18 protein-coding genes are annotated in these 22,723 nt (G+C 70.2%); 10 read left to right on the top strand and 8 right to left on the bottom strand.

The genetic code is table 11. The annotated features are described in order from the left end of the window. The first annotated feature begins 45 nt into the window (after window positions 1-45). A complete protein-coding gene (locus AXK60_RS21275) occupies window positions 46-1,791 on the top strand; it encodes a GMC oxidoreductase (RefSeq protein WP_068574251.1) in 1,746 nt (581 codons plus the stop codon). A gap of 3 nt (window positions 1,792-1,794) precedes the next feature. Here the strand turns inward: AXK60_RS21275 and AXK60_RS21280 are convergent, their stop codons facing one another. Continuing rightward, window positions 1,795-2,274 carry an NUDIX hydrolase gene (locus AXK60_RS21280; protein WP_068574253.1) on the bottom strand — a complete coding sequence of 160 codons (480 nt, stop codon included), beginning with the start codon at window positions 2,272-2,274 and terminating at the stop codon, window positions 1,795-1,797. A 40-nt stretch (window positions 2,275-2,314) separates the two neighbouring features. Between AXK60_RS21280 and AXK60_RS21285 the strand changes: the two genes are divergently transcribed. The 8 genes from AXK60_RS21285 (at window position 2,315) to AXK60_RS21320 (ending at window position 11,107) form a co-directional block, all read left to right on the top strand. Further along, window positions 2,315-3,463 carry a serine hydrolase domain-containing protein gene (locus tag AXK60_RS21285; protein WP_068574255.1) on the top strand — a complete coding sequence of 383 codons (1,149 nt, stop codon included), beginning with the start codon at window positions 2,315-2,317 and terminating at the stop codon, window positions 3,461-3,463. A 71-nt stretch (window positions 3,464-3,534) separates the two neighbouring features. After that, window positions 3,535-3,741, top strand: a complete 207-nt coding sequence (locus AXK60_RS21290; protein WP_068574257.1) for a heavy-metal-associated domain-containing protein — start codon at window positions 3,535-3,537, stop codon at window positions 3,739-3,741. 23 nt (window positions 3,742-3,764) lie between these two features. After that, window positions 3,765-4,388 carry a CYTH domain-containing protein gene (locus AXK60_RS21295; protein ID WP_068574259.1) on the top strand — a complete coding sequence of 208 codons (624 nt, stop codon included), beginning with the start codon at window positions 3,765-3,767 and terminating at the stop codon, window positions 4,386-4,388. A 70-nt stretch (window positions 4,389-4,458) separates the two neighbouring features. After that, a complete protein-coding gene (locus AXK60_RS26615) occupies window positions 4,459-6,744 on the top strand; it encodes a serine/threonine-protein kinase (RefSeq protein WP_068574261.1) in 2,286 nt (761 codons plus the stop codon). 110 nt (window positions 6,745-6,854) lie between these two features. Next, window positions 6,855-9,020 carry an MMPL family transporter gene (locus tag AXK60_RS21305; protein WP_068574263.1) on the top strand — a complete coding sequence of 722 codons (2,166 nt, stop codon included), beginning with the start codon at window positions 6,855-6,857 and terminating at the stop codon, window positions 9,018-9,020. Window positions 9,021-9,023: 3 nt separating this feature from the next. Beyond that, a complete protein-coding gene (locus tag AXK60_RS21310; RefSeq protein ID WP_068574265.1) occupies window positions 9,024-9,701 on the top strand; it encodes a TetR/AcrR family transcriptional regulator in 678 nt (225 codons plus the stop codon). Window positions 9,702-9,770: 69 nt separating this feature from the next. Next, on the top strand, window positions 9,771-10,250 hold the full coding sequence (locus tag AXK60_RS21315) for a hypothetical protein (RefSeq protein ID WP_068574267.1): 480 nt from the start codon (window positions 9,771-9,773) through the stop codon (window positions 10,248-10,250). Between the two features lie 41 nt (window positions 10,251-10,291). Further along, the gene (locus AXK60_RS21320; protein WP_175400083.1) at window positions 10,292-11,107 is read left to right on the top strand and encodes a DUF1266 domain-containing protein; all 816 of its coding nucleotides are present in this window, start codon (window positions 10,292-10,294) and stop codon (window positions 11,105-11,107) included. 151 nt (window positions 11,108-11,258) lie between these two features. Here AXK60_RS21320 and AXK60_RS21325 read toward each other — a convergent pair whose 3' ends face one another. Then, window positions 11,259-12,068 (bottom strand): PH domain-containing protein, encoded by an 810-nt coding sequence (locus AXK60_RS21325; RefSeq protein WP_068574270.1) that lies wholly within the window; start codon window positions 12,066-12,068, stop codon window positions 11,259-11,261. A 61-nt stretch (window positions 12,069-12,129) separates the two neighbouring features. After that, the gene (locus tag AXK60_RS21330) at window positions 12,130-13,050 is read right to left on the bottom strand and encodes a tetratricopeptide repeat protein (protein WP_082778171.1); all 921 of its coding nucleotides are present in this window, start codon (window positions 13,048-13,050) and stop codon (window positions 12,130-12,132) included. Window positions 13,051-13,241: 191 nt separating this feature from the next. Between AXK60_RS21330 and AXK60_RS21335 the strand changes: the two genes are divergently transcribed. Further along, window positions 13,242-15,542, top strand: coding sequence for a serine/threonine-protein kinase (locus AXK60_RS21335; RefSeq protein ID WP_068574274.1), 2,301 nt, complete (start codon window positions 13,242-13,244; stop codon window positions 15,540-15,542). 2 nt (window positions 15,543-15,544) lie between these two features. Here the strand turns inward: AXK60_RS21335 and AXK60_RS27720 are convergent, their stop codons facing one another. From AXK60_RS27720 to AXK60_RS21360, 5 genes are read right to left on the bottom strand one after another with little or no spacing between them, the layout of a single operon-like run. Continuing rightward, entirely contained in the window at window positions 15,545-16,204 is a 660-nt protein-coding gene (locus AXK60_RS27720; protein WP_244881150.1) for a hypothetical protein, read from the bottom strand. A gap of 12 nt (window positions 16,205-16,216) precedes the next feature. Continuing rightward, on the bottom strand, window positions 16,217-18,181 hold the full coding sequence (locus AXK60_RS21345; RefSeq protein ID WP_068574276.1) for an acyl-CoA dehydrogenase family protein: 1,965 nt from the start codon (window positions 18,179-18,181) through the stop codon (window positions 16,217-16,219). 40 nt (window positions 18,182-18,221) lie between these two features. Beyond that, window positions 18,222-19,733 (bottom strand): carboxylesterase/lipase family protein, encoded by a 1,512-nt coding sequence (locus AXK60_RS21350; protein WP_068574278.1) that lies wholly within the window; start codon window positions 19,731-19,733, stop codon window positions 18,222-18,224. A 42-nt stretch (window positions 19,734-19,775) separates the two neighbouring features. After that, on the bottom strand, window positions 19,776-21,257 hold the full coding sequence (locus AXK60_RS21355) for a carboxylesterase/lipase family protein (protein ID WP_068574280.1): 1,482 nt from the start codon (window positions 21,255-21,257) through the stop codon (window positions 19,776-19,778). Next, the gene (locus AXK60_RS21360; protein ID WP_068574282.1) at window positions 21,254-22,666 is read right to left on the bottom strand and encodes a WS/DGAT/MGAT family O-acyltransferase; all 1,413 of its coding nucleotides are present in this window, start codon (window positions 22,664-22,666) and stop codon (window positions 21,254-21,256) included. The genes AXK60_RS21355 and AXK60_RS21360 overlap by 4 nt, the downstream gene beginning before the upstream one ends. Window positions 22,667-22,723: the final 57 nt, after the last annotated feature.

Here is a 22,723-nt window from a genome sequence, read left to right on the forward strand (position 1 = left end):
GTCACCCGGCGACCGCCCCGCCGTGGAGGACCGAAGGAGACCACCATGTCCAGCTCAGCCGCCCCCGCCCCCGCCGAAACGACCGACTACGACGTGCTCGTCATCGGATCCGGCTTCGGCGGGTCCGTCACCGCCCTGCGTCTCACGGAGAAGGGCTATCGCGTCGGCGTGCTCGAGGCGGGCAGGCGGTTCGCGGACGAGGACTTCGCCAAGACCAGCTGGGACCTGCGCAAGTTCGTCTGGATGCCGGCGCTGGGCCTGTACGGCATCCAGCGGATCCACATGCTGCGCGACTGCCTGATCCTGGCCGGGGCCGGCGTGGGCGGCGGATCGCTGAACTACGCCAACACGCTGTACAAGCCCCCGGCCTCGTTCTTCGAGGACGATCAATGGGCCGGGATCACGAACTGGTTCGACGAGCTCTCGCCCTTCTACGACCAGGGCCGCCGGATGCTCGGCGTCGTCCAGAATCCGCACATGACGCCCGCCGACGAGATCGTCAAGCAGGTCGCCGACGACATGGGTGCGGGCGACACCTTCATCCAGACCCCCGTGGGTGTGTACTTCGGAGAGCCCGGAAAGACCGTTCCGGATCCCTTCTTCGGCGGCGCCGGCCCCGATCGCACCGGCTGCATCGAGTGCGGCGAGTGCATGACCGGCTGCCGGTGGGGCGCCAAGAACACGCTGGTCAAGAACTACCTCGGGCTCGCCGAGCGGGCGGGCGCGCAGGTGCACCCACTCACGACGGTGACCGACGTGACGCAGCTCGTCGACGGCACCTGGGCGGTGTCGACGGTGCGCTCCGGCGCGAAGGTCCGCAAGCGTCGGCGCACCTACACGGCGCAGCACGTCGTCTTCGCGGCCGGCACCTGGGGCACGCAGCAGCTGCTGCACCGGCTGCGCGACACCGGCGCGCTGCCCGAGCTCTCGGATCAGGTCGGCGTGCTCACGCGCACGAACTCCGAGTCCATCCTCTCCGCGGTCCGCATGACGGTGGACAAGGAGCTGGACCTCACGCGCGGCGTGGCGATCACCAGCTCCTTCCATCCGAGCAGCGACACCCACGTCGAGCCGGTGCGCTACGGCAAGGGCTCGAACGCGATGGGCATGCTGCAGACGCTGATGACCGACGGCGGCGGCCGCGTGCCGCGCTGGCTGAAGTTCCTCGGCACCGTCGTGCGGCACCCGCTCGCGTTCCTGCGCGTGCTGCTCGTGAACGGGTGGAGCGAGCGGACGATCATCGCGCTCGTCATGCAGAACCTCGACAACTCGATCACGACCTTCACCAAGCGCGGGCTGTTCGGCCGGAAGATGTCCTCGCGCCAGGGGCACGGGGAGCCGAATCCCACGTGGATCCCGTTGGGCAACGAGGCGACCCGCCGGATCGCCGACAAGATCGACGGTGCCGCCGCCGGCACCTGGGGCGAGGTCTTCAACATCCCCATGACCGCGCACTTCCTCGGCGGATGCGCGATCGGTGAGGACGCGTCGCGCGGCGTGATCGATCCCTACCACCGCGTGTACGGCTACCCGACGCTCAGCGTGGTCGACGGCTCCGCCGTGTCCGCGAACCTCGGAGTGAACCCGTCGCTGACCATCACCGCGCAGGCCGAGCGGGCGGCGGCGCTGTGGCCCAACAAGGGTGAGGTGGACACCCGTGCGCCGCAGGGCGAGCCCTACCGCCGTATCGCGCCCGTCGAGCCGCGGCGGCCCGTCGTGCCCGCGAACGCGCCCGGTGCCCTGCGCCTGCCGATCGTCGAGATCCGGCGGGGTGAGCAGGTCATCGGTTAGCGGCTACGGCAGCCAGGCGGGGTGGGTGTCGCCGCGGAGCGCGGCGAGGCCGCGGTGCACGCGCTCGGTCTGCCGGACGGACATCGGCGGGAGCGTGGTCGGCGAGAACCAGGCGATCTCCACTGATTCGTCGTCGGCGACGTGCGCCTCGCCGGAGACGTACCGGCACAGGAACAGGATCGTGAGGTACTGCGCCGCATCGCCGTTCGGGTAGCGTACCGGCTCGTCGGTGCGCAGCGCGAGCAGGTCGAGCACCTCCGCCTCGACGCCCGCCTCTTCCCGGATCTCCCGGACGATCGCCTCCGCGGGTTGCTCTCCCGGCTCGAGGATGCCGGCGATCGACGCCCACTCGCCGGTGTCGGCACGCCGACCGAGCAGGACCTCGCCGGCCTCGTTGACGACCACCGCCGCGACGCCCGGCAACCACAGCAGATCGGTGCCGATCTTCTCGCGGATGCTGCGGACGTACTCGGGAATGGGCATGCTTGTCAGCGTACGTAACGATCCGATCGGGAGGGGTGCCGTGCTGCAGGAGCTTCTTGAGCGCGAGGTGGCGCTGGGGCCGCTTCCGGGCGCCGTGGCCGCGTTGGACGATCAGGCGGGACTCGAGGTGGTCGTGGCGGGTGAGCGGGCGCCGGGCGTCGCGATGACCCGGGACACCGTCTTCCGCATCGCCTCGATCGGCAAGCCGATCCTCGCCGCTACCGCGCTCGTGCACGTCGAGCGGGGCACCGTCGGCCTCGACGACCCGGTGTCCCGGTGGCTCCCGGAGCTGGCCGAGCCCCGCGTCCTGCGCGACCCGAGCGGCCCGCTGGACGAGACCGTGCCCGCCGTCCGGCCGATCACGATGCGGCACCTGCTGTCGTTCACCGGCGGGCTGGGCATGATCTCCGACTTCGGCGCGCCGCTGATGGCGGCCCTGTTCGGCGACCTGCACCAGGGGCCGGCGGACCCGCTCGGCACCCCGCCGCCCGACGAGTGGCTCGTCCGCGCCGCGCGGATCCCGCTCGCGCACCAGCCTGGGGAGGGCTGGACCTACAACACCGGCGCGGACCTTCTGGGCGTCCTGCTCGCGCGCGCCGCCGGCGGCACGCTCGGCGAGGTGCTCGACGATGCCGTGCTCGCGCCGCTCGGTATGTCCGACACCGCCTTCCGGGCCACCGATGCGATGCGCCCGAGGCTCGGCGATGCCGTGAGGAACGGTCCCGACGGGCTCGAGGTCGTCGACCCGGCCGACGGTGCCTTCGTCCCGCCGTCGGTCTTCGAATCGGGCGCCGGCGGCCTGCTGTCGACGCTCGACGATCTGCTCCGGTTCGGCCGGATGCTCCGCGGCGGGGGCGAATCCGACGGTGCTCGTGTGCTCCGCGCCGAGTCCGTGGCGGCGATGACGGCCGTGCAGGTCCCACCGCAGCCGGGCGATGTCTTCCTCGACGGCGCGGCGTGGGGCTACGGCGGGTCGGTCGACGTGGACCGGGCTCATCCGTGGAGCGTCCCCGGCCGGTACGGCTGGGTCGGCGGATCGGGGACGGCCCTGTACTTCTACCCCGACATGGGGCGGGTGGCGGTGTGGCTCGGGCAGCTGCAGCTGACCGGGCCGTCCGAGTTCGGTGCCATCGGGCGCTTCCTGACGGCCGCGGCCGGGTGGGACCCGCTGGCGCGCAAATACCCCTAGGGGGTATGGTGGGGTCGACGGTGCGCCGGATCATGAGAGGTCACAGGCCCGTCCGAGATGAGGAGTGGAAGATGGCAGTGGAGAGCACCTACACCGTGACCGGGATGACCTGCGGGCACTGCGCGGCGTCGGTCCGGGAGGAGATCTCGGAGATCGGCGGCGTCACGAACGTGGACGTGAACGTCGAGACCGGCGCGGTTACCGTCGCCAGCGACGCCGAGCTGACCCGCGACGCCGTCGAGGCCGCCGTGAAGGAAGCCGGTTACACGCTGGTGTGACCTCGACCGGTTACGGTTGAGACATGTCTGAGCAGGGTTTCGGGGATTTCGAGTTCGAGCGCAAGTTCTTCGTGCGCGAGGTCCCCGAAGCCGCTGCGCTCGACCCGGCGCCCACGCTCATCGTGCAGGCGTACCTGTTCGCCGCCGACGGGTACGCGGTCCGGGTGCGCGTGCAAGGGCCGGCACCGTCGGAACCGACCGACGATCCCGGTGCGCTCATCGACGCCCTGGCGGACGCGACCACCGGCACGATGGCGGCCAAGGGGCCGGCCGTGAGCGGCACCCGCTACGAGGCCGAGCGCGAGCTCGATGCGCTGGTGGCGGGCCAGATCGTCCGCCGCGCAGAGCACGTCGTGGCCAAGGTGCGCTACTCGATGTGGCTCGGCGAGGACGGCTGGATCATCGATGACTTCCTCGGTGCCAACGCGCCGCTCGTCATGGCGGAGGTGGAGCGCGGCGGCCCCGTCGTCGATCTCGCGATCCCGGATTTCTGTGCCACCGAGGTGTCCGAGGACGATCGATTCCGCAACGAGTACCTCGCCCACGTGCCCTTCGGCGGCTGGGCCGACGCCTACACCCGCGAGCTCGCGCTGCTCGGGCCGCGGTTCGTGCACTCCCTCGGTGAGAACCGCCTCGGCGGGGTCTGACGCGCGAGTCAGGGATTGCCAAGCCGTCGCCAACCGGTCCGTGGCAGCATGACCTCCGTGAGGAGGGGTGATGTTGCAAACGGGTGATGACTTCGCCGGATACCGGATCGAGCGACTGCTCGGTGCGGGAGGCATGGGAGAGGTCTACGTCGCGCGGCACCCGCGATTGCCGCGGTCCGACGCGCTCAAGGTGCTGCCGCCGCAGTTCGCCTCCGATCCGCAGTTCCGCGCGCGGTTCGAGCGGGAGGCGGATCTCGCCTCGTCGCTGTCGCATCCCGCGATCGTCAAGGTCTTCGACCGGGGCGAGTTCGAGGGGCGGCTGTGGATCGCGATGGAGCTCGTCGACGGGCTGGACCTGTCGCGGCGGCTGCGCGAGCAGGGTCGACTCGCGCCGAAAGAGGTCGCTGACAGCATCGGTGCCGTGGCGGGCGCCCTGGATTACGCCGCCGACCGTGGTCTCGTGCACCGGGATGTGAAGCCCGCCAACATCCTGCTGAGTACCGACGGGCACGTCATGCTCACGGACTTCGGCATCGCGCGGATGGGGTCGGAGACTTCAGAGCTGACGGGGACCGGCGTCACCGTCGGAACGCTGAGTTACGCGTCACCCGAACAGCTCCGGGGCGAGCAGTTGGACGGTCGGTCCGACCAGTACTCGCTGGCGTGTACCGCGTACCAGCTCCTGGTAGGGGAGGCTCCATTCCAGAACAGCAACGCCGCCATCGTGATCGGCTCGCACCTGACCTCCCCGCCGCCGTCCGCGGTTGCGCTGCGGCCCGAGCTGTCGCCGGATGTCGACGACGCACTGCGGAGGGCACTGTCGAAGTCTCCGGCTGATCGCTTCGATTCGTCGGCGGACTTCGCCGCCGCGCTTGATGCGGGGCTCCGCGAGACCGCGATAGCGGCTCCGCCGACGGTATCGCCCGCCGTTCCGCCTGTCGCGCAGCCGCGTCCGGCCGACGATGACCCTGATCGCACGCTCCTTCGGGGCGAGCAACAGCCTCTCGCCGCTCCAGCGGATTCGCGACCCCGTGGCCGACGAAAGCGGAACGCTCTCGCGGCGGCCGCGGTCGTGGTGCTGCTGGTGGTGGTTGCCGGTGGATACGCCGGATATCGATGGGTTCAGTCGGACGACCCGACGAGTGGGCTTACGCAGGCCCCGACGGCCGAGGCGGCCGCTATGCCGCGGACCTCGGTCTCTCCGTTGCTGCCGTCATTAGAGAACAAGCCCGAGGGCTGGCGTTGGAGAGTCACTACGGGGCCAACGACGCCGACGTTTTTGGCCGCCGACGAGAAGACCGCGGTCTTCAAGGGCGGAACCTACGACCAACCACTGATCATTGTCGTCGACCCGGCGACCGGCAAGATCCGGCGTGAGCCGATCCCGTACGACGGTGCGGACTACAAGTGCGCGCTCCGCGCTTCTAAGCTCGCCTGCGCGGATTCTCCGATGGGATCGTCCGCCTGGCGGGGCACGGTCCTCGACGTCGAAACCGGCGCGCTGACTCGACTCGGTGAAGTCCCAGGGCCCGGGATTGCATTCTTGGGCGACGGTGTCGTGGTAGTCGGCGCTGCCGGCAAGGAAGCCACCCTTTACCGCCCGGACGGAACCGTGATGTCGCGGCTCGCCGGCACCTCGGTGAAGGTCTACCCGACCGCAGGATTGGCTGTCACAGTCACCAGTCCGGCTGGCTCGGACCCGTTCGCGAAGGGACAGCTCCGTGTCCTCGCCGCGGACGGACGGGTGATCTTTCAGCGCGATCTCGCCAAGAACGAGAACCCCACGATCAGCGGATCCGCCACCGGGGTGCTTCTGACGACCGCGTCGGGAGCACTGCAGGTGGTGGATCGCAACGGTGCGGTGAAGGACGTGGCGGCGGGTTGGAAGGCTGCGAGCGACGACTGCAACTGCGACGCACCGGTATCGCCCCTTCCAGTCGTGTACCAGGAGGTCGGTGGCCAGATCGTCGTCGGCACGGTCAATCCCGCGACAGGGAACCTGCTGTGGGCTCGCAGTATGTTTGCCGATCGGGCGAAGGGACGTCCAGGCAACTGGTATGTCCGGGTCACGGGTGTGGGGACCAAGGTGCTCGCTACGTACTACCAGTTGTCGTCGGACTCGTCGGGAGCAAACCCGACCGAGTTGTGGGATGCGTTCACAGCGGACGGAGGAGCCCTGTTGGCATTCGGTGACGTCATCGGCACCGACGGTCAGCGGGTGCTCATTACGGATCGAAGCAGGCGCCTCTTCCCCGCCGTGGCAAACAAGCCACCGGACTTCTGGTCGTTGAGTCTGGATGGGACGGCTCGTGCCGCCGGCGGCGGCGCGTACGTCGGAAACGGACGGGTCATCTGACGCGGGTGTAGCCGACGTCACGCTCCATTTCCTACCTCGGGCGGTTGACGGGGCCTGTAATAACGCTGTTAACTTAACGGCGTTATCACAACTCTCCCGGAGGTCGGACGATGATCGACGCACTCACGCGACTGGTCGCGCGGCGCGCCAAGGCGGTGCTGCTGCTCGCGGTGATCCTGCTGGCGGGGCTCGGCCTCGCAGGCGCGGGTGTCGCCGACAAGTTGCAGGCCGGCGGCTACGTCGACCCGCAGGCCGAGGCCATGCAGACCTACAACCACATGGCCGACGACTTCCACCGCGGCGGCCTCCCGCTCGTGCTCGCGGTGTCCGTGCCCGAGGGGCAGGAGGGCCCGGCGTCCGCCTACGGCCGTGACCTGGTCGACCGGCTCAAGGGCGACGGGCGGGTCGAGAGCGTGGTCGACGGCTTCTCCGCGCCGACCCCGATGCTGCTCAGCGAGAACAAGCGCACCGTGCTCATCGTCGCCTCCATCGCCGGTGGCGAGTCGCAGGCGCCGCTCAACGCGAAGGCCATCGTCGAGAACCTCCCCGGGGCGCCGTCGCCCGTCACGATGACGCCCGGCGGCCAGGCCTACAGCTACGCGCAGATCAACGACCAGTCGTCGAAGGACCTGCTCGTCGCCGAGGCGGTCGCCATCCCGATCACCTTCCTCGTGCTGGTGTGGGTGTTCGGCGGGCTTGTGGCGGCGGCCATCCCGGTCCTCATCGGCATCGCCGCGATCATCGCGACCACCGGCATCCTGCGTGCCTTCACGGCCATCACCGATGTCTCGATCTTCGCGCTCAACCTCACCACCGCGATGGGCCTGGCGCTCGCGATCGACTACACGCTGCTCGTCCTCAGTCGCTACCGCGAGGAGGTGGCCGCAGGCGGTGACAGGCCGGAAGCGCTGCGCCGCACCATGAACACCGCCGGCCGCACGGTGATCTTCTCCGCCGTGATCGTCGGTCTCTCACTGGCCGCGATGGCGATCTTCCCGATGTACTTCCTGCGCTCGTTCGCGTACGCGGGTGTGGCGGTGGTGGTCTTCGCGGCGCTCGCCACGCTCGTCCTCACGCCCGCGATCCTCACCGTCCTCGGCGACCGGGTGGACGCCCTGAAGATCGGCCGGCGCGGGCCCGAACCCGACCCGCACGACAGCCTCTTCTACCGCTTCACCCGCGGCGTGCTGCGGCGCGCCGTTCCGGTCGGCCTGGCCCTCATCGCGCTCCTGCTGGTGCTCGGAAGCCCCTTCCTCAGCATCCATTTCGGTTTCCCCGACGACCGCGTGCTCCCGGCCTCGGCGTCCTCGCACCAGGTGGGCGACACCATCCGCACGGACTTCGCGGAGGACGCCTCGGGCCAGGTCAGCGTGGTCCTCACGGAGAAGGTCGACGACGGTGCCGTGGCCGACTACGCGACGCGCCTCTCGACCGTCGAGTCGACGGGCACCGTCGTCTCCTCGACCGGCACGTACCTCGGCGGGCATCGGATCGCCGACGGTGACCCGACCTCCCGGGCGTCGAACGGCACCGTCCTGGTGACGGTCTCGTCGAAGCTCGACCCGCTGACCAATGCCGCGTCGGACCAGCTCGATCGGCTGCGCGAGGTGCGCGCGCCCGCTCCGGCGTCGTTCGGCGGGTCCGCGCAGCTCAACCGCGACTCGGTCCAGTCGATCCTCGACACCCTGCCCACCGTGCTGATCGTGATCGCGGTGACCACCTTCATCCTGCTGTTCCTGCTCACCGGCAGCCTCGTACTGCCGCTGAAGGCACTGGTGATGAACGTGATCTCACTGTCCGCGGTGTTCGGCGCCCTGGTCGCGATCTTCCAGTGGGGCTGGCTCGGCGGGCTCGACACCACGGTGACCGGCGCGATCATCGCCAACATGCCGGTGCTGATGTTCTGCATCGCGTTCGGACTGTCGATGGACTACGAGGTGTTCCTGCTGTCCCGGATCAAGGAGTTCTGGGACCACTCGCCGACGCACGACCGCGCCGCCAACGACGAGGCCGTCGCGATGGGCATCGCCCGCACCGGCCGCGTGATCACTGCTGCGGCGCTGCTGATGGCGATCGTGTTCGCGGCCATCGGATTCGCGGGTGTGTCGTTCATGAAGATGTTCGGCGTGGGCATGATGATCGCGGTCCTGTTGGACGCCACCCTGATCCGCATGCTGCTGGTGCCCGCGTTCATGCGGGTGGCGGGTACGTGGAACTGGTGGGCGGCCGCCCCGCTGAAGCGCCTGTACGACCGCGTCGGTCTGCGAGAATCGTAGGCCATGGCAGAGGAGCGACGGCGGCGCAGCAAACGCGGGGACGGTGACCGTCTCGGTGCCGACATCCTCGACGCCGCCACGGAACTGCTCGTCGAGACCGGCAGCGCCGAGGCGGTCTCCATTCGCGCGGTGGCGCAACGGGTCGGGGTCACGCCACCGTCGATCTACCTGCACTACGCGGACAAGGGCGCGCTCCTGGACGCCGTCGTCGGGCGGTACTTGGAGCAGCTCGACGATGCCCTCCGCGCGGCCGACGCAGGCGCCGTCACGCCGCTCGAAGCGGCGCGCGCGCAGGGACTCGAGTTCGTGCGCTTCGCGGTGGAGAACCCCGAGCAGTACCGGCTGGCGATGATGGACCCGTCGGACTCCGCCTCCGACGTGGACGTCGTGCTGAACAACGCCGCGTTCAGCCACCTGGAGGAGACGGTGCGCCGCCTCCAGGACGTGGGCTTCTACCCGCCGGGCGACCCGCGCCCGATCGCGCTGCGCATGCTGACGATCGTGCACGGCGTGGCGTCCCTGATGGTGGCGAAACCCTTCCTGCCCTTCGGGGACGAGTTCGAGTACGCCGACGCCGTGATCAGCGGTGCCTGCCTGGGGCTGGCCCTCACCGCCGGGATGACCGAGCCGCCCGACGGTGCCGAGGCCCTCCAGTTGGTGCGCGATCTGCGCGGGGATTGAACCGCGGTGCAAGCGCATCCCAAGCCCGGAGGTCCACACTGGAACGGACGGCACGGCGAAGGAGTAGGCATGCAGGTCGACGGTGCGCCCCACCACGTGTGGGAGCCGGGAGTGCACGACGCGGAGCGGATCGCGCGTGCGTCGGCCCTCCTGGTCGTGCGCCGGGCGACGTGGATCGTGACGACGGTGCTGTGCCTGGCCCTGGGCGCCGCGCTGATCGCGCTCGGCGACGGTGCGACTCCGTACATCGTGATCCTCGTGCTTCCCCTGCTGCTACCGGCCCTCACCTACGTGGTCACGCGGCGGTCGCTGCGGCGCAGCTTCGCGTCCGGCGCGCCCTGGACCTCGACCTTCGGGCCGGCGACGATGACCATCGTCTCGCCGGCCGGGATTTCGACGCTCAACTACTCCGACATGACCGACGTCCGCGCTCGTGGCCCGTTCGTCACGATCACGATGCGCACCGCCGGGCGCGTCAGCACCTTCTCCGAGCTGGTGCCGCCGGGCGCCGTGGAGTTCCTGCGCGGTCGGATCGGTGGGCGGGCGTGACGTACCGCTCCGGCCCCCGATCGAGTGACTAACCTATGGACATGACCGCTCGACCCGAGGTCACGCTGTGGCCCAATGGTGACCGCAAGTCCGATTTCCACTGGACCGGGGCGTCGATCACCGACAATCAGCTGCGCGCGCTCTCGCTCGGCGCGTACGTCGGACGCACCTGCAGCCACGCCGTGGACACGGTGTGGCGGGAGTGCACCCGCCACGGGGGTGAGGGCACCACCGCGCAGCAGGCCGCGGCGGACCTGCGGAAGTCGTGGAGCGTCGAGGACGCGGTGGAGCTGCGGCGGACGGTGGGTCGGCTGCTCGACGGGATGCACTCCCCGCTCTACGAGGTGGTCTTCCCGCTCGCGGAGCCACTGGGTATCGCCAAACGCGATGGCAAGGCCATGGATTCGCCGCTGACGCTCGAGGAGCACCGTCGGTTCATCGCGGTGCGTGCCCGGCTCGTGGGCGAGGATCCCGGGCGGGCGATCGAGGCGCACGAGGCGATCTATCGGCTCATCGCGATGAAGCTGCTCGGACGGCTGGGTGCGGTGTCGTTGCCCCCGCACGTGCGCGCGTGGGATCTCGCGCGGGTCCCGGTGGTGGCGCGCATGGGATTCACCGCCGGCCTCATCGACGAGGGCGAGGCGTGGCAGCTGATGGGAGCGGCGCTGCGGAGCGCGCAGGCCGAGTACCCGGACTGGGAGACCTTCGCCGACGGCCTGCTCACCGGTCGCGCGTTCTGGCTGGCCATGAGCGATGTCACCGAGGTCGAGGCCGAGGACACCCGCGTCGCGGCTGAACTCCACTACCTGCTCGAGGCCGACACCAGCCCGTGGCGGCGGGTCTCGCTGCAGCCCTGATGGTGCTCTCCGTCGCAATTCATTCCCAGTCGCGCCGCGGGGACTGCTCGGGAGGTGCGACGCCGAAGATCGCCGCGACCCGCGCCCCGACCTCCGCTTCGGGCACCGTGCCGGCGTCGATCTGGGTCATCAACGCCGAGTAGGCCCGGTACTATTCGGCGACCTCGTTGCCGCGCAACGGTTCCGGTGCGGGCGCGACGGCGTAGATGGAGAAGCTGCGCGCATTGTTCGTGGTCAGGTAGAAGCGGTGGTACGCGGAGTTCGACCGCAGCCACACCTTGTACTGCCCCGTGCGATCGACGAGGTTCACCTGAACGTGCCCCGCGTCGTTCGACTCCCCCTGCGTGATCCGGATGAGCACGGAAAGGGGAAGTTCGAGGATCGTCGGGGTCGGTGTGGCTGTCGCGTAGAGCAACCGTCGATCCGTGACGAGCAGCGGCTGCCACCCCTCGTCCTTCACCCGCCACACCTCGAAGGCGCCGAGCACCAGTTCGTCGTCGCCGACTGCATCGACCAACCACTGATCCGCGGACGGTAGCGGATCGAGTTGTCGGAACCAGTACATGGCGGCCTTGATGTCCGGGCGTTCGCGGCTCGCGGCACCGTAGTTCGGGCGCGCTGCGGCGGGCCTGGTCAGCGTGTCGTCCACGGCGGTCGACGGTGGCCGGAGCACGGGCGACGGGTCCCCCTGCGGGGCGCGACGGGCCTTGAAGGCCGCGTCCCGGAATGCGACGGCCGCTGGCCACTGCTCGGGTGCGATCGAGATCATGGTGGGATCGCCGGACAGGTCCGCAGCGGAGGTCGCGGGAGCTCCTACGCGCTGGACGTGCACGAACCCCGCCGTGATGCGGATGTCCTCGACGTCCCCGAGCGGCACCGTCACCGTCCTGCCGCCGCGGTGGATCTCGACGGCGCCGTCCGTCAGGAGGAGCCAACCGCCCGCGGTCCTGAACTCGGTCATAGGCCGATGGTAGCCGTCGCGCGCCCGGTGGGCCGGGGCCGTCCGCGACGATCCCGAAGGATCACCCGAGCGGACGCTCGAGGCCCATCGCGCCAAGACGCAGGTCGACGGTGCCCTCCCCGAGCAGGTAGTCGGCGTCACTGAGCAGGCGCGCTGCGCGCGGCGGATCGGGCCGGAGGGCACCGTCGCCGGTGAGCAGCATGACCCCCGCGGTGAAGGCCGCCATCCCGTGATTCTGTTCCGCCGCGCGCAGGTACCAGCGCAGCGATTCCTCGGGGTCGCGGACGAGGCCGTACCGCCCGGTGGCGTAGGCGGCGCCGAGGTTGTAGGCGGCGCGGGAGCTGCCCAGCTCGGCCGCGCGCCGCGACCAGCGCAGCGCTTCCTGGTCGTCCTGAGCCGCACCCACACCGTTCAGCGAGCGGACCGAGACCTCGAAGGCACCGTCGGCGCTGCCCCGACCGGCGGCCTCGGTGAAGAAGTCCCCGGCAGCCTCCTGATTCTCGGGGACGCCGAACCCGGCCTGCAGGAGGTAGCCCGCGTGGACCAGGGCATCGAGGCGGTCGGGGTGGGTGACCTGGAACGCCTTGGCCTTCCGCCAGGCCTCGTGCGCGACATCGGTGCGGTCCGCGCGGTAGATCGCGCGCGAGAGCAGGTACGGGGCCTCGTCGGAGCCGGCGGCGATCGCCCTGCGATACAGATCGATCGCGCGGGCGTCGTCGAGGGGCAGCAGCGGCGACTGCCACGTCCCGCCCGTCACGTACAGCGCCGCGAGCTCGACGTAGGCGTCGGCGACACCCGCTCCACCCGCCCGCTCGAAGCCCGCGATCATCACGTGCGGCGCGTCCGGCGGGAGCAGGCCGATCAGGTGCTCGTTGCGAACGAACGCCCCCGACAACTCGCAGGCCTGATGGAAGAGCAGCTGCGGGTCGGTGCGCGGGTCGTCGAGCGCTCGCCGCAGGTCGACGTAGGACTGCGATGCCATGGCGTCACAGTACGACGCCACGGTCCCAGACCGACGAATTCATGATCGATTCTCGGGGCCTCATCCTCAGGTCGCGGTGGACGGAACGTTCGCCGCGTACGCAACTCAGATCCAAGACGACGTCAAGCGGTGAACGATATGGTCTTCGCGATGGCCAACCGTGGTCGTTGCTGTGCACAGGAGGAGCTGCGGTGGCGCTGGAGCCGGGGGCGGAGTTCGCGGGATACGTGATCGAGCGTTTGCTCGGTGCAGGTGGGATGGGCGAGGTCTACGTCGCTCGTCATCCGCGACTACCGCGGTCGGATGCGTTGAAGGTGCTGTTGCCGCAGTTCGCGGCGGATCCGGCGTTCCGGGCACGGTTCGAGCGGGAGGCCGATCTCGCTGCTGGGCTCGTGCACCCGGCGATCGTCCGCGTGTACGACCGGGGCGAGTTCGACGGCCACCTGTGGATCGCGATGGAACTCGTGGACGGCGAGGACCTCGCACACCTGGTGCGGTCCCACGGCCCATTGGACGCGGCGCGGACCGCGCGGGTGGTGACGGAGGCCGCCGCAGCGCTGGACGCGGCGAACTCGACCGGGCTCGTCCACCGCGACGTGAAGCCCGCCAACATTCTGATGAGCACCACGGGGCGGGTGCTCCTCAGCGACTTCGGGATCGCCCGGATGGGCGCCGAGTCGTCCGACCTGACCGGGACGGGCGTCACCGTCGGAACTCTGAACTACGCGTCCCCGGAACAACTCAGGGGGCTTCCGCTCGACGGCCGATCGGACCAGTACTCGCTCGGCTGCACAGCATTTCAGCTTCTGACCGGGAGTGCGCCGTACGCGAGTACCAATGCCGCCACCGTGATGGCGGGCCACCTGGGCGAACCGTTGCCGTCGGTGCGGACGCTGCGACCGGGCCTCCCGGCGGCGGTCGACGCGGCTCTGGCACGGGCCACCGCGAAGTCGCCGGCGGACCGGTATCCGTCGTCCGGTGCGTTCGCGGCCGACCTCGCCGAAGCGCTGTCACATGCCGGCGAATCCGCGCCGGCGGTCGGACCCGTGAGTGCGGACACCGACCGCACGGTGGCGCGCGGGGAGTACCCGGCCGGTGCGCCGACGGTGGTGCCACGCGCGCACGGGCGGACAGCGGAGCCCGCTCGGTCGCGTCGGCGCGGCCCGGTCATCGCCGGGGTCGCGATCGTCGCAGTGATCGCCCTGATCGTGGGTGTGGCGGTCGTGATCGGGAACCGCGGGAAGGGCAGCGGTGACGACGCCGTGTCGAGTGAGGCTGCGAAGCTCACGCCGATTCTCGCGACACCGCTGATGCCCTCGCTGAACGGCGCACCCACGACGTCACGATGGACCTTCCAGGGCCCTGCAGGCGGATGGAGTCGACTGCTGGGAGCGGACGATGAGCGCGCTCTCGTGACCTACTATCCGGGCACAGTGATCGACGTACTCGATGCGGCCTCGGGGAAGTCGCTGTTCACGGTTCCGATGCCGGGGAACGGTGAGCCCGCCCAACAGTGCGCAGTGACGGGGCGGGCTGCGCTGTGTGCCACGGGGAGTGGAAGTGACTCGGGTCTCCTGGCGGTCGATCTGGTCGCTCGCAAGGCCATCCCGATCGCGAGGTCGATCGAGTCGCCCGTCGCGGCGAACGGAGTCTTCGTCGGCGGATGGGGCGGCCACGACGGTGCTCGGCCGCGGCCCCCCAAGGTGGGAGATCGAGTGCTCCGGGCGGATGGATCGGTCGCGTGGACGGTGCCCGCGGATGCGACGTCGGTTGAAGGAGGTGCCAGCGCGGGAGTGGTGGCGGTGACCACGACGGCGAAGTCGACCGATCCGCTCGTCAAGGACACTTCGACGCTCCGCATCCTGCGACTGACCGATGGGAAGGTTCTCGCGGAGGCGCCGGGCGACACGGCGTGGGGGCCGTTCCAAGGCGGCTTCTCCCTGGTCACGACGTCCAGGGGTGCGGGCGGCTCACAGAAGTGGTCGGCGGAGTTCTACGATCTCGACGGCAGGCGCCGCGGAACGTTCGAGAATGCCAACGGCATCTGGCCGATCAAGCCGGGGAACGCGCCGCCCTCACTGCCCGCGTTCAATGTTGCGAACAGCGGCCGGGTCGCTGTGGTGAATCCCGACACCGGAACCGTGCTCTGGACCAGAGATCTGGACGGTTCCGTCGTACGAACGAACCAGCCGACCCGATACACCGCGCTGGGCCGGCAGATCGTGGTCGGTCCGGAGAACGGGCCCTTCCAGGCGCTCGATCTGTTCACCGCGGAGTCGGTGCTCACCGCGAAGTACGAGAACATCAAACTCACGCTCTTCGGTACGGACGGGAAGCGGCTCCTCGTGCTGTCGGACTACGGCCCGCAGATTCAGGCAGAGGGTCACGACGGCTGGTCCAGTCGCGAGCTCGGTAGCGGTGTGCAGGTGACGTCAGTCGGATCGGGGATCTACACCGGGGCGGTCGCGGGTCCGATCGTGCGGGTGGTGTGAGGTCAGAAGCGCTTGAGGAGGGCCTTGGCCTGCGTGCGGACCTCGGGCTCGGGATCGGTGACGTACGGCGCGACGACGGCGTGGAGCCGGGCCGGGCGACGGGAGTTCTTGCCGTGCCGGAAGGACCGGAGGATGTAAGCGCGGACCGTCGGGTCGTCGAGCTCGCCGATGTTCACGACGAGGGCGTCGTCGACATCGATCTCGAAGAGCCACTCCAGGATCGGGGCGCGGCCGTAGCCGATTGACCGGTCGAGGGCGATCTCGCGGAACCTCGTGTAGTCCGACGGTTCCGCGATCTGTTGAGCCGCCTGGGTGTAGCTCGCGAGAATCGACGGATGCAGTGAGGTGTCGGTGTACAGCGCCGAGATCATCAGCGGCACAGCCCGGGTGCCGACGGCGCAGCGCATCGTCAGCGCGTGGCAGAGGCCGGTACGGAAGATCTGGACCTCGCGGACGTCGTCGATGCCGGTGTGCTCAGCCGTGCGCTCCAGCCAATCGAGCAGCACCGGAACGGCTTCGGGATAGTCCGCGTCGGTCCTGGGCAGATCGGACACCGACGCGATCGGCGGCCGGGTCCGCCGCCACCACGGATCCCGCGTGGCGCGGCGCAGTTCGCGCCCGAGGCGGGCGTGCGCGTCGCGCCACTCGGGCGTGGGCGGCACCGTCGGACCCCGCTAACGCACGGAGACGCTGTTGGCGGGATCGAGCATCGGGACGTCCAGGGCCGCAGCCGGAACGCCGAACGCGTCCACGAGGGACTCGGCGATCGGACGGGCCTTGCCGCACAGCTCGTTGACGCCGCGGCGGATCGCCTTGGCGCGCTCCACCGACACGTGGCGGTGCATGAGGTACCAGCCGAGGTCGCGCTCCAGCAGCGAGTAGACGTACAGGTTGCGCATCAGCTTGAGCGCGTCGCGGGTCTGCCGGTCCTCGACGTCGGTGATCGCGTCGACGAAGGACTCGAGCACGATCCGTTCGATGTGTGCCTCGCCCACCTTGATCAGGTGGTCCTGCGTCTCGGTGAACACCTCGAGCGGGTCCTCGTCGGGGTCCTTGGCGCGGCGCATGCGGTCGGCGGCGGTGCGCAGGAGGTGGTTCTCGCGGTTGCGGAGCAGGCGCAGCTGCGTGCCCGGGTGGGTGAGCTCGCTCTCCTCGGTGTCCTCGTCCGAATCGTCGAGCAGGGTCTGCACGACCTGGCGGGCGGCGGTCTTCTCCAGCACCACGTCCTTGGCCATGTTCGCCACGAACCGCACCCAGCCCACGGCGTCGAGGCCCTGGACGTCGGAGGCGTAGGCGGTGAGCTGCTCCTTCGCCACCAGCTGCGTGAGCACCAGGTTGTCGCCCTCGAAGGTGGTGAACACGTCGATGTCGCCGCGCAGCAGGGGAAGCCGGTTCTCCGACAGGTAGCCGGCGCCGCCGCAGGCCTCGCGCGCGGCGCTGATCGCGTCGGACGCCAGGCGCGTGTGGCCGGCCTTGATCCCCGCCGCCTTGCCCTCGATCTCGCGGGCGTACGCCGGGTCCACCGCCTCCGGATCGCCGGACTGCAGCTCGTGCAGTTCCGCGGTGAGTTCGTTCTGGGCGATGGCGAAGGCGTAGGCACGGGCCACGAGCGGGAGCAGACGACGCTGGTGCGTGCGGTAGTCGAGGAGCAGCAACTCGTTGTCGCCGCCCGGCGCGTCGAACTGGCGGCGCACCAGCGCGTACTTGGTGGCCAGCGTGATGCCCAGGCGCCCCGCGGCGCCCGCCGCGGCGCCGACGGTGACGCGGCCGCGGATCAGCGTGCCGAGCATCGTGAAGAAGCGCTTGCTATCGGATTCGATGGGGCTGGAATACGTCCCGTCCTCGGCGACGTCCGCGTAGCGGTTCAGCAGCTCGCGCCGAGGGATGCGCACGCGGTCGAAGACGATGCGGCCGTTGTCCACACCGGGCAGGCCGCCCTTGTAGCCGCAGTCCGAGGTGGTGACGCCCGGCAGGTCGTCGCCGTTCTCGTCGCGGATCGGCACCACGAAGCAGTGCACGCCGCGGCCCTTCGGCTCCTCGCCGGGCCCGCCGGTGATGAGTTGCGCGAACACCGCGGCCCACCGGGCGTGCTCGCCGGCGCCGCCGATGTAGTCCTTGCGCGCGCTGGAGGTGGGGGAGTGGATCTCGAACTCGTCGGTCTCCGGCAGGTAGGTGGCGGTGGTCTCCAGCTCCTGGACGTTGGAGCCGTGGCCCGTCTCCGTCATGGCGAAGCAGCCGAGTACGTCGAGGTCGATCAGCCCCTTGACGTACGTGTCGTGGTGGTACCGGGTGCCGAGATTCTCGACGGCGCCGCCGAACAGGCCCCACTGCACGCCCGCCTTGACCATCAGCGAGAGATCGCCGTAGCCGAGCGTCTCGATCGCCGTGACGGCCGCGCCCACGTCGCCGGTGCCGCCGTGTTCGACGCGGAAGCCGTCCGCCGGGAACCCCAGCGGCACCATGTCCTTCATCTGCCCGAGCATCAGCTCGCGGTACTCGTCCAGGCTCAGGCCGGTCTTGGGAACCACGTTCCCGTCCTGGATCTGGGCGCGCACGGTGTCCCTCGTCGCGGCCCACCTGCCGTCCAAGATGGCGCGCAGCGCTGCGGTCAGTTCGGTCGACGGTGCCGGATTCGTCATGATTCCGACCCTACCGGCCGGTAACGGTGCTGGCGAGGTCTCAAGCGGCCGGGTCGGTGCGGTCGCCGATCGGGAGCGCGGTCCCGGGCAGGCCGGACGCGGCCCAGGCACGACGCTGCGTCGCGTCCGGATCCTCCTCCACCCGGGACTGCGCGGCGATGATGCGCGTGCGGCGAGCGGCACCGTCGTACTGCGGCCAGTCGGAGAAGGGCCGTCCGGTGCGGGCGAACGCGATCCAGTCCCGCTGCACCTCGGTGGTCACGCGTGCGGCGGTGCGGCGATCGCCGAGCGCGAGGACCCTGCCCTTGCCCGTGAGGACGCCGAACACCGCGAGCAACTCGCTCGCGTGGGTGGCGCCCAGGCCCGCGGCGCGGAAGGCGGTCGGGGTGTAGTCGTAGCGGTACATGTACGTGGGGGCGTGGGCGCTGTGCCCCTCGGCGATGGGGACCGACGGTGCCCAGAACTCGTGATCGCCGAACAGTCGCTGCCACGCGGCTTTGCCGGGGAACCCCGGGTAGGCCGTACCGATCGCCGCGACCTGGTCGGGCGCGGCGTTCAGCGCGCGGGCCATCACGTCCACCGAGGGCTCGGCGAGTTTCCCGGAGCGCGTGAACATCGTGCCCTCGTCGCGATTGGTGCCGATGATCAACGGCACCCGGGCACCCCGTCCGGCGGCGATGGCGAGCGTCGGGTCCTCCGGGAGGAAGTCACCGTCGACGACGGGGCCGTACGGGACCATGCCCGGCTGCTCGTTCTCCAGCCTGCGCATCGTGCGGTGGCCGGCGCGGGAGACGAGCATCGCATCGGTCCCCAGTTGCGCTGCACCGCCGAGTAGTTCGACGAAGAGGCGGCCGCGGGACCGGGCGGTCGCGAGGTCGGTGGTCAGTGCGGGGGCGGAGCTCTCCGCGATGGCGCGGTGGAACAGCCCGTGCGCCGCCGGGGTCGCCAGCAAGGTGGTGACCGCGTTGCCGCCGGCGCTCTCGCCGAACACCGTGACGTTGCCGGGGTCGCCGCCGAAGGCCGCGATGTTGCGCCGCACCCATTCCAGTGCCGCGACCTGATCGCGCAGGCCCAGGTTCCCGTCGATCGGGCGGCGCTCGGTGGAGAACTCCGTGACATCGAGGTAGCCGAGCGCGCCGAGCCGGTAGTTGACCGACACGAACACCACGTCGCCGCGCTCGACGAGCGAATGTCCGTAGTAGAGAGGCGTTCCCGAGCTGCCCATGAGATAGGCGCCGCCGTGGATGAACACCATCACCGGACGGGGCGCGGCGGGAGGGTCCGCCGGGGTGACCACGTTGAGCGTCAGGGCGTCCTCGTCGACCGGCTGGTACTTCCGGAACCCCACGGGGGTGCTCTCCGGGTGCTGCACCGCGGCGTTGCGGAAGTCGTCCGCGTCCCGGACCCCGGACCACGACGGTGCCGGCTGCGGCGCCCGCCAGCGCAGCTCGCCCACGGGCGGCGCCGCGAAGGGGATGCCGCGCCACGTCAACACCGCGCCCCGTGCCACGCCGCGCACGGCTCCCGACTCGGTCTCCACGACAACGTTCACATCCCGAGTATGCCCGCGCCGTCGCCCCGTGGGGCGGGCCAGCTACCCCGTGAAGCTCTCCCAGGCCCGCCGGATCTCGGGGGACGGGTCGTAGACGATCCGGTTCCGGTCGTCGATCACCAGAGTCGCGCGGGAGGTGCCGTTGTAGGTGGGCCACTCGCTCGCGGGCCGGCCGGTGCGGGCGAAGGTGATCCAGTCGCGCTGCATTCCGTCGGACACGCGCATGGCGATGCGCCGGTCGCCGAGCGCGCCGAGGACCCAGCCCGTCGTGCCGTGGTACACGCCGAACACCGCCATCAGCTCCGTCGCGTGCGTGGCGCCGTAGCCCAACAGATCGAGCGTCTTCGGGGAGAAGTCGTAACGGTAGAAGTACGTGGGCGCGTGCCGCGCGTGCGCCTGCGCGATGCGCAACGACGGTGCCCAGAACATGTAGTCGCCGATGATCCGGTTGATCGTGGGGATGCCCGGGAAACCCGGGTACGCCGCGGCCAGCGGGTCGAACCGGTGCGGCTCGGCGCCGAGGGTGTGCGCGGCGCGCTCCGCCGTCGGCTTGCCCATGCCGGGCATCTTGGTGAACAGCGTGGCCTCGGAGCGGTTGGTGCCGATGATCAGCGGCACGTCGGCGGCCCGCCCGGCCGCGATCGCGAGCTCCGGATCCTCCGGGAGGACGTCACCGTCGACCGTGGGGCCGTACGGGATGACCCCGAGCTGTTCCCGGTTGAGCTCGCCCATCAGGTGGTTCCCGGCCCGACCCAGCTCCTCGGAGCTGCAGGTGTCGATCTTCTCCGGACCGCCGATCAGCTCGACGAAGCGCTTGCCCCAGCCGCGGGCGGTGACGGCGTCGACCGTGAGCTCGGGCGCGGAGCTCTGCGCGATCGCGCGGTGGAACAGGCCGCGGGCGGCGGGCACCGCGAGCATCGTGGTGACGGCGTTGCCGCCGGCACTCTCGCCGAAGATCGTGACATTGCCGGGGTCTCCGCCGAAGGCCGCGATGTTGCGCTGGACCCACTGCAGTGCGGCGACCTGATCGCGCAGGCCCAGGTTGCCGTCGATCGGGCGTTCGTCCGTCGAGAACTCCGTGAGGTCCAGGTAGCCGAGCGCGCCGAGGCGGTAGTTGATCGAGACGAACACCACGTCGCCGCGCTCGACGAGCGAGTTGCCGTAGTAGAGCGGCGTCGCGGAGCTGCCCATGAGATAGGCGCCGCCGTGCAGGAACACCATCACCGGGCGCGGCGCGGTGGCCGGCCGCGCGGGCGTGACCACGTTCAGCGTGAGGCAGTCCTCGCTGGTGGGCTGGTACTCGCGGAAGCCGACGAGTGTGTACCTCTTGTTCTGCGGCGCGGCCGCGCTGAACGCGGTGGCATCGCGGGCCCCGTCCCACGGCTCGACCGGCTGCGGTGCCCGGTAGCGCAGCGCACCGACGGGCGGCCGCGCGTAGGGGATGCCGCGGAAGGCGTGCACCGTGCCCTGGTCGAGCCCCGAGAGCTCGCCGGCATCGATCCGTACGCGCGGACCGTCGGTCATGGTTCCGTCCCCTCGTCGACTGCGGCGACCAGGGCCGCGATGTCGCGCTCGAAGGCACGGACGATGGGCCACGGGTCGGGTACCTGCTTCTTGCAGGCGATCACGCCGATGTTCAGTGTGCCCTCCTGCGAGAACACCGTCACGTTGAGGCCCGCGCCGTGGAACACCGGGCCGAGCGGGTACATCGAGTGGATCCGCGCGCCGAGGAAGTACAGCGGGAAGTCCGGGCCCGGCACGTTGGAGATCACCAGGTTGTAGATCACCGGGTGCAGCTCGGGCAGGTTGTTCTCGCCGTACAGCTTCGCGCCCAGCGACATGATCGACGCCGGCGCGAACTGCGCCCAGGAGCGCAGCAGGTTGTCGTCGAGCTCGCCGTGGTGCTCCTTGCTCGTCGCCACGCGCTCGCGGATCGCCTCGAGGCGTTCGACGGGGGTGTCCACGTCGGTGGTCATGCGGGTGAACATGCCGGTCACCTTGTTCGAGCCCTCGACCAGCGTCGCGCCGATCTCCGCCTCGTGCACCGACACCGGGATCATCGCGACCAGCGGCTGCTCGGGCAGCTCGCCGCGGTCGTGCAGGAACTCGCGCATCGCGCCCGAGCAGGCGGCGAGGACCACGTCGTTGATCTTCACGCCGAAGTGGTCCTTGACCCGCTTCACGTCGCTGAGCGGCACGGAGGCGAAGGCGATCGAGCGGTGGCCCGTGATCGCGCTGTTCAGCGACGTGCGGGGCGCGCTGAACGGGGCGGGCATCGCGGCGCCGCGGCGCGCGCGGGTCCACCACTTGACCGGGACCGGCAGCGTGCGGGGGAGCAGCGAGACCAGCGACAGCGGGCGCAGCAGCACGTTCTTCGCGCCGTCGGCGGCGAGGGCGAGCAGGGGCGCGCCGCCGGTGGTGCGCGCCACCTGATCGGGGTCGAGGGCGGGCGGCTCCGGGGTCAGCGAGCAGAGCTGGGCCATCAGGCCGGCGCCCGTCACCCCGTCGACGCCCGCGTGATGCATGCGCAGCATCACGGCGATCTTCCCATCCGCGAGCCCCTCGATGACCCACATCTCCCACAGCGGCTTGCTGCGGTCGAGGGCCTGGCCGGCGATGTGCGCGCACAGATCGGCGAGCTCCTGCTGCCCGCCCGGCGCCGGGACCGCGATGCGGTGCACGTGCGCCTCGATGTCGAAGGACTCGTCCTCGACCCACACGGGGTGGTCGAGGTTGACCACCGAGTCGTGCAGCTTGCGGCGGAACGCGGGCATGCCCGTGATGCGCCGCGCCAGCTCGGACCGCAGGTCCTCGAAGCGGTAGCCGCCCTCGACGGTGCCAGGGTCGAGTTCGAGCAGCCCGGACACGTGCATCAGTTGGGAGCGCGATTCCAGGTACAGGAAGGACGCGTCCAGTCCGCTGAGTCGTTCCATTGGTCGTGCCCCCAGTGCATCGGCGATGATGTGCGGCCCCGGTATGTGGAACCTGTT

This window comes from Tsukamurella pseudospumae (assembly GCF_001575195.1).
Lineage (GTDB): Bacteria > Actinomycetota > Actinomycetes > Mycobacteriales > Mycobacteriaceae > Tsukamurella > Tsukamurella pseudospumae.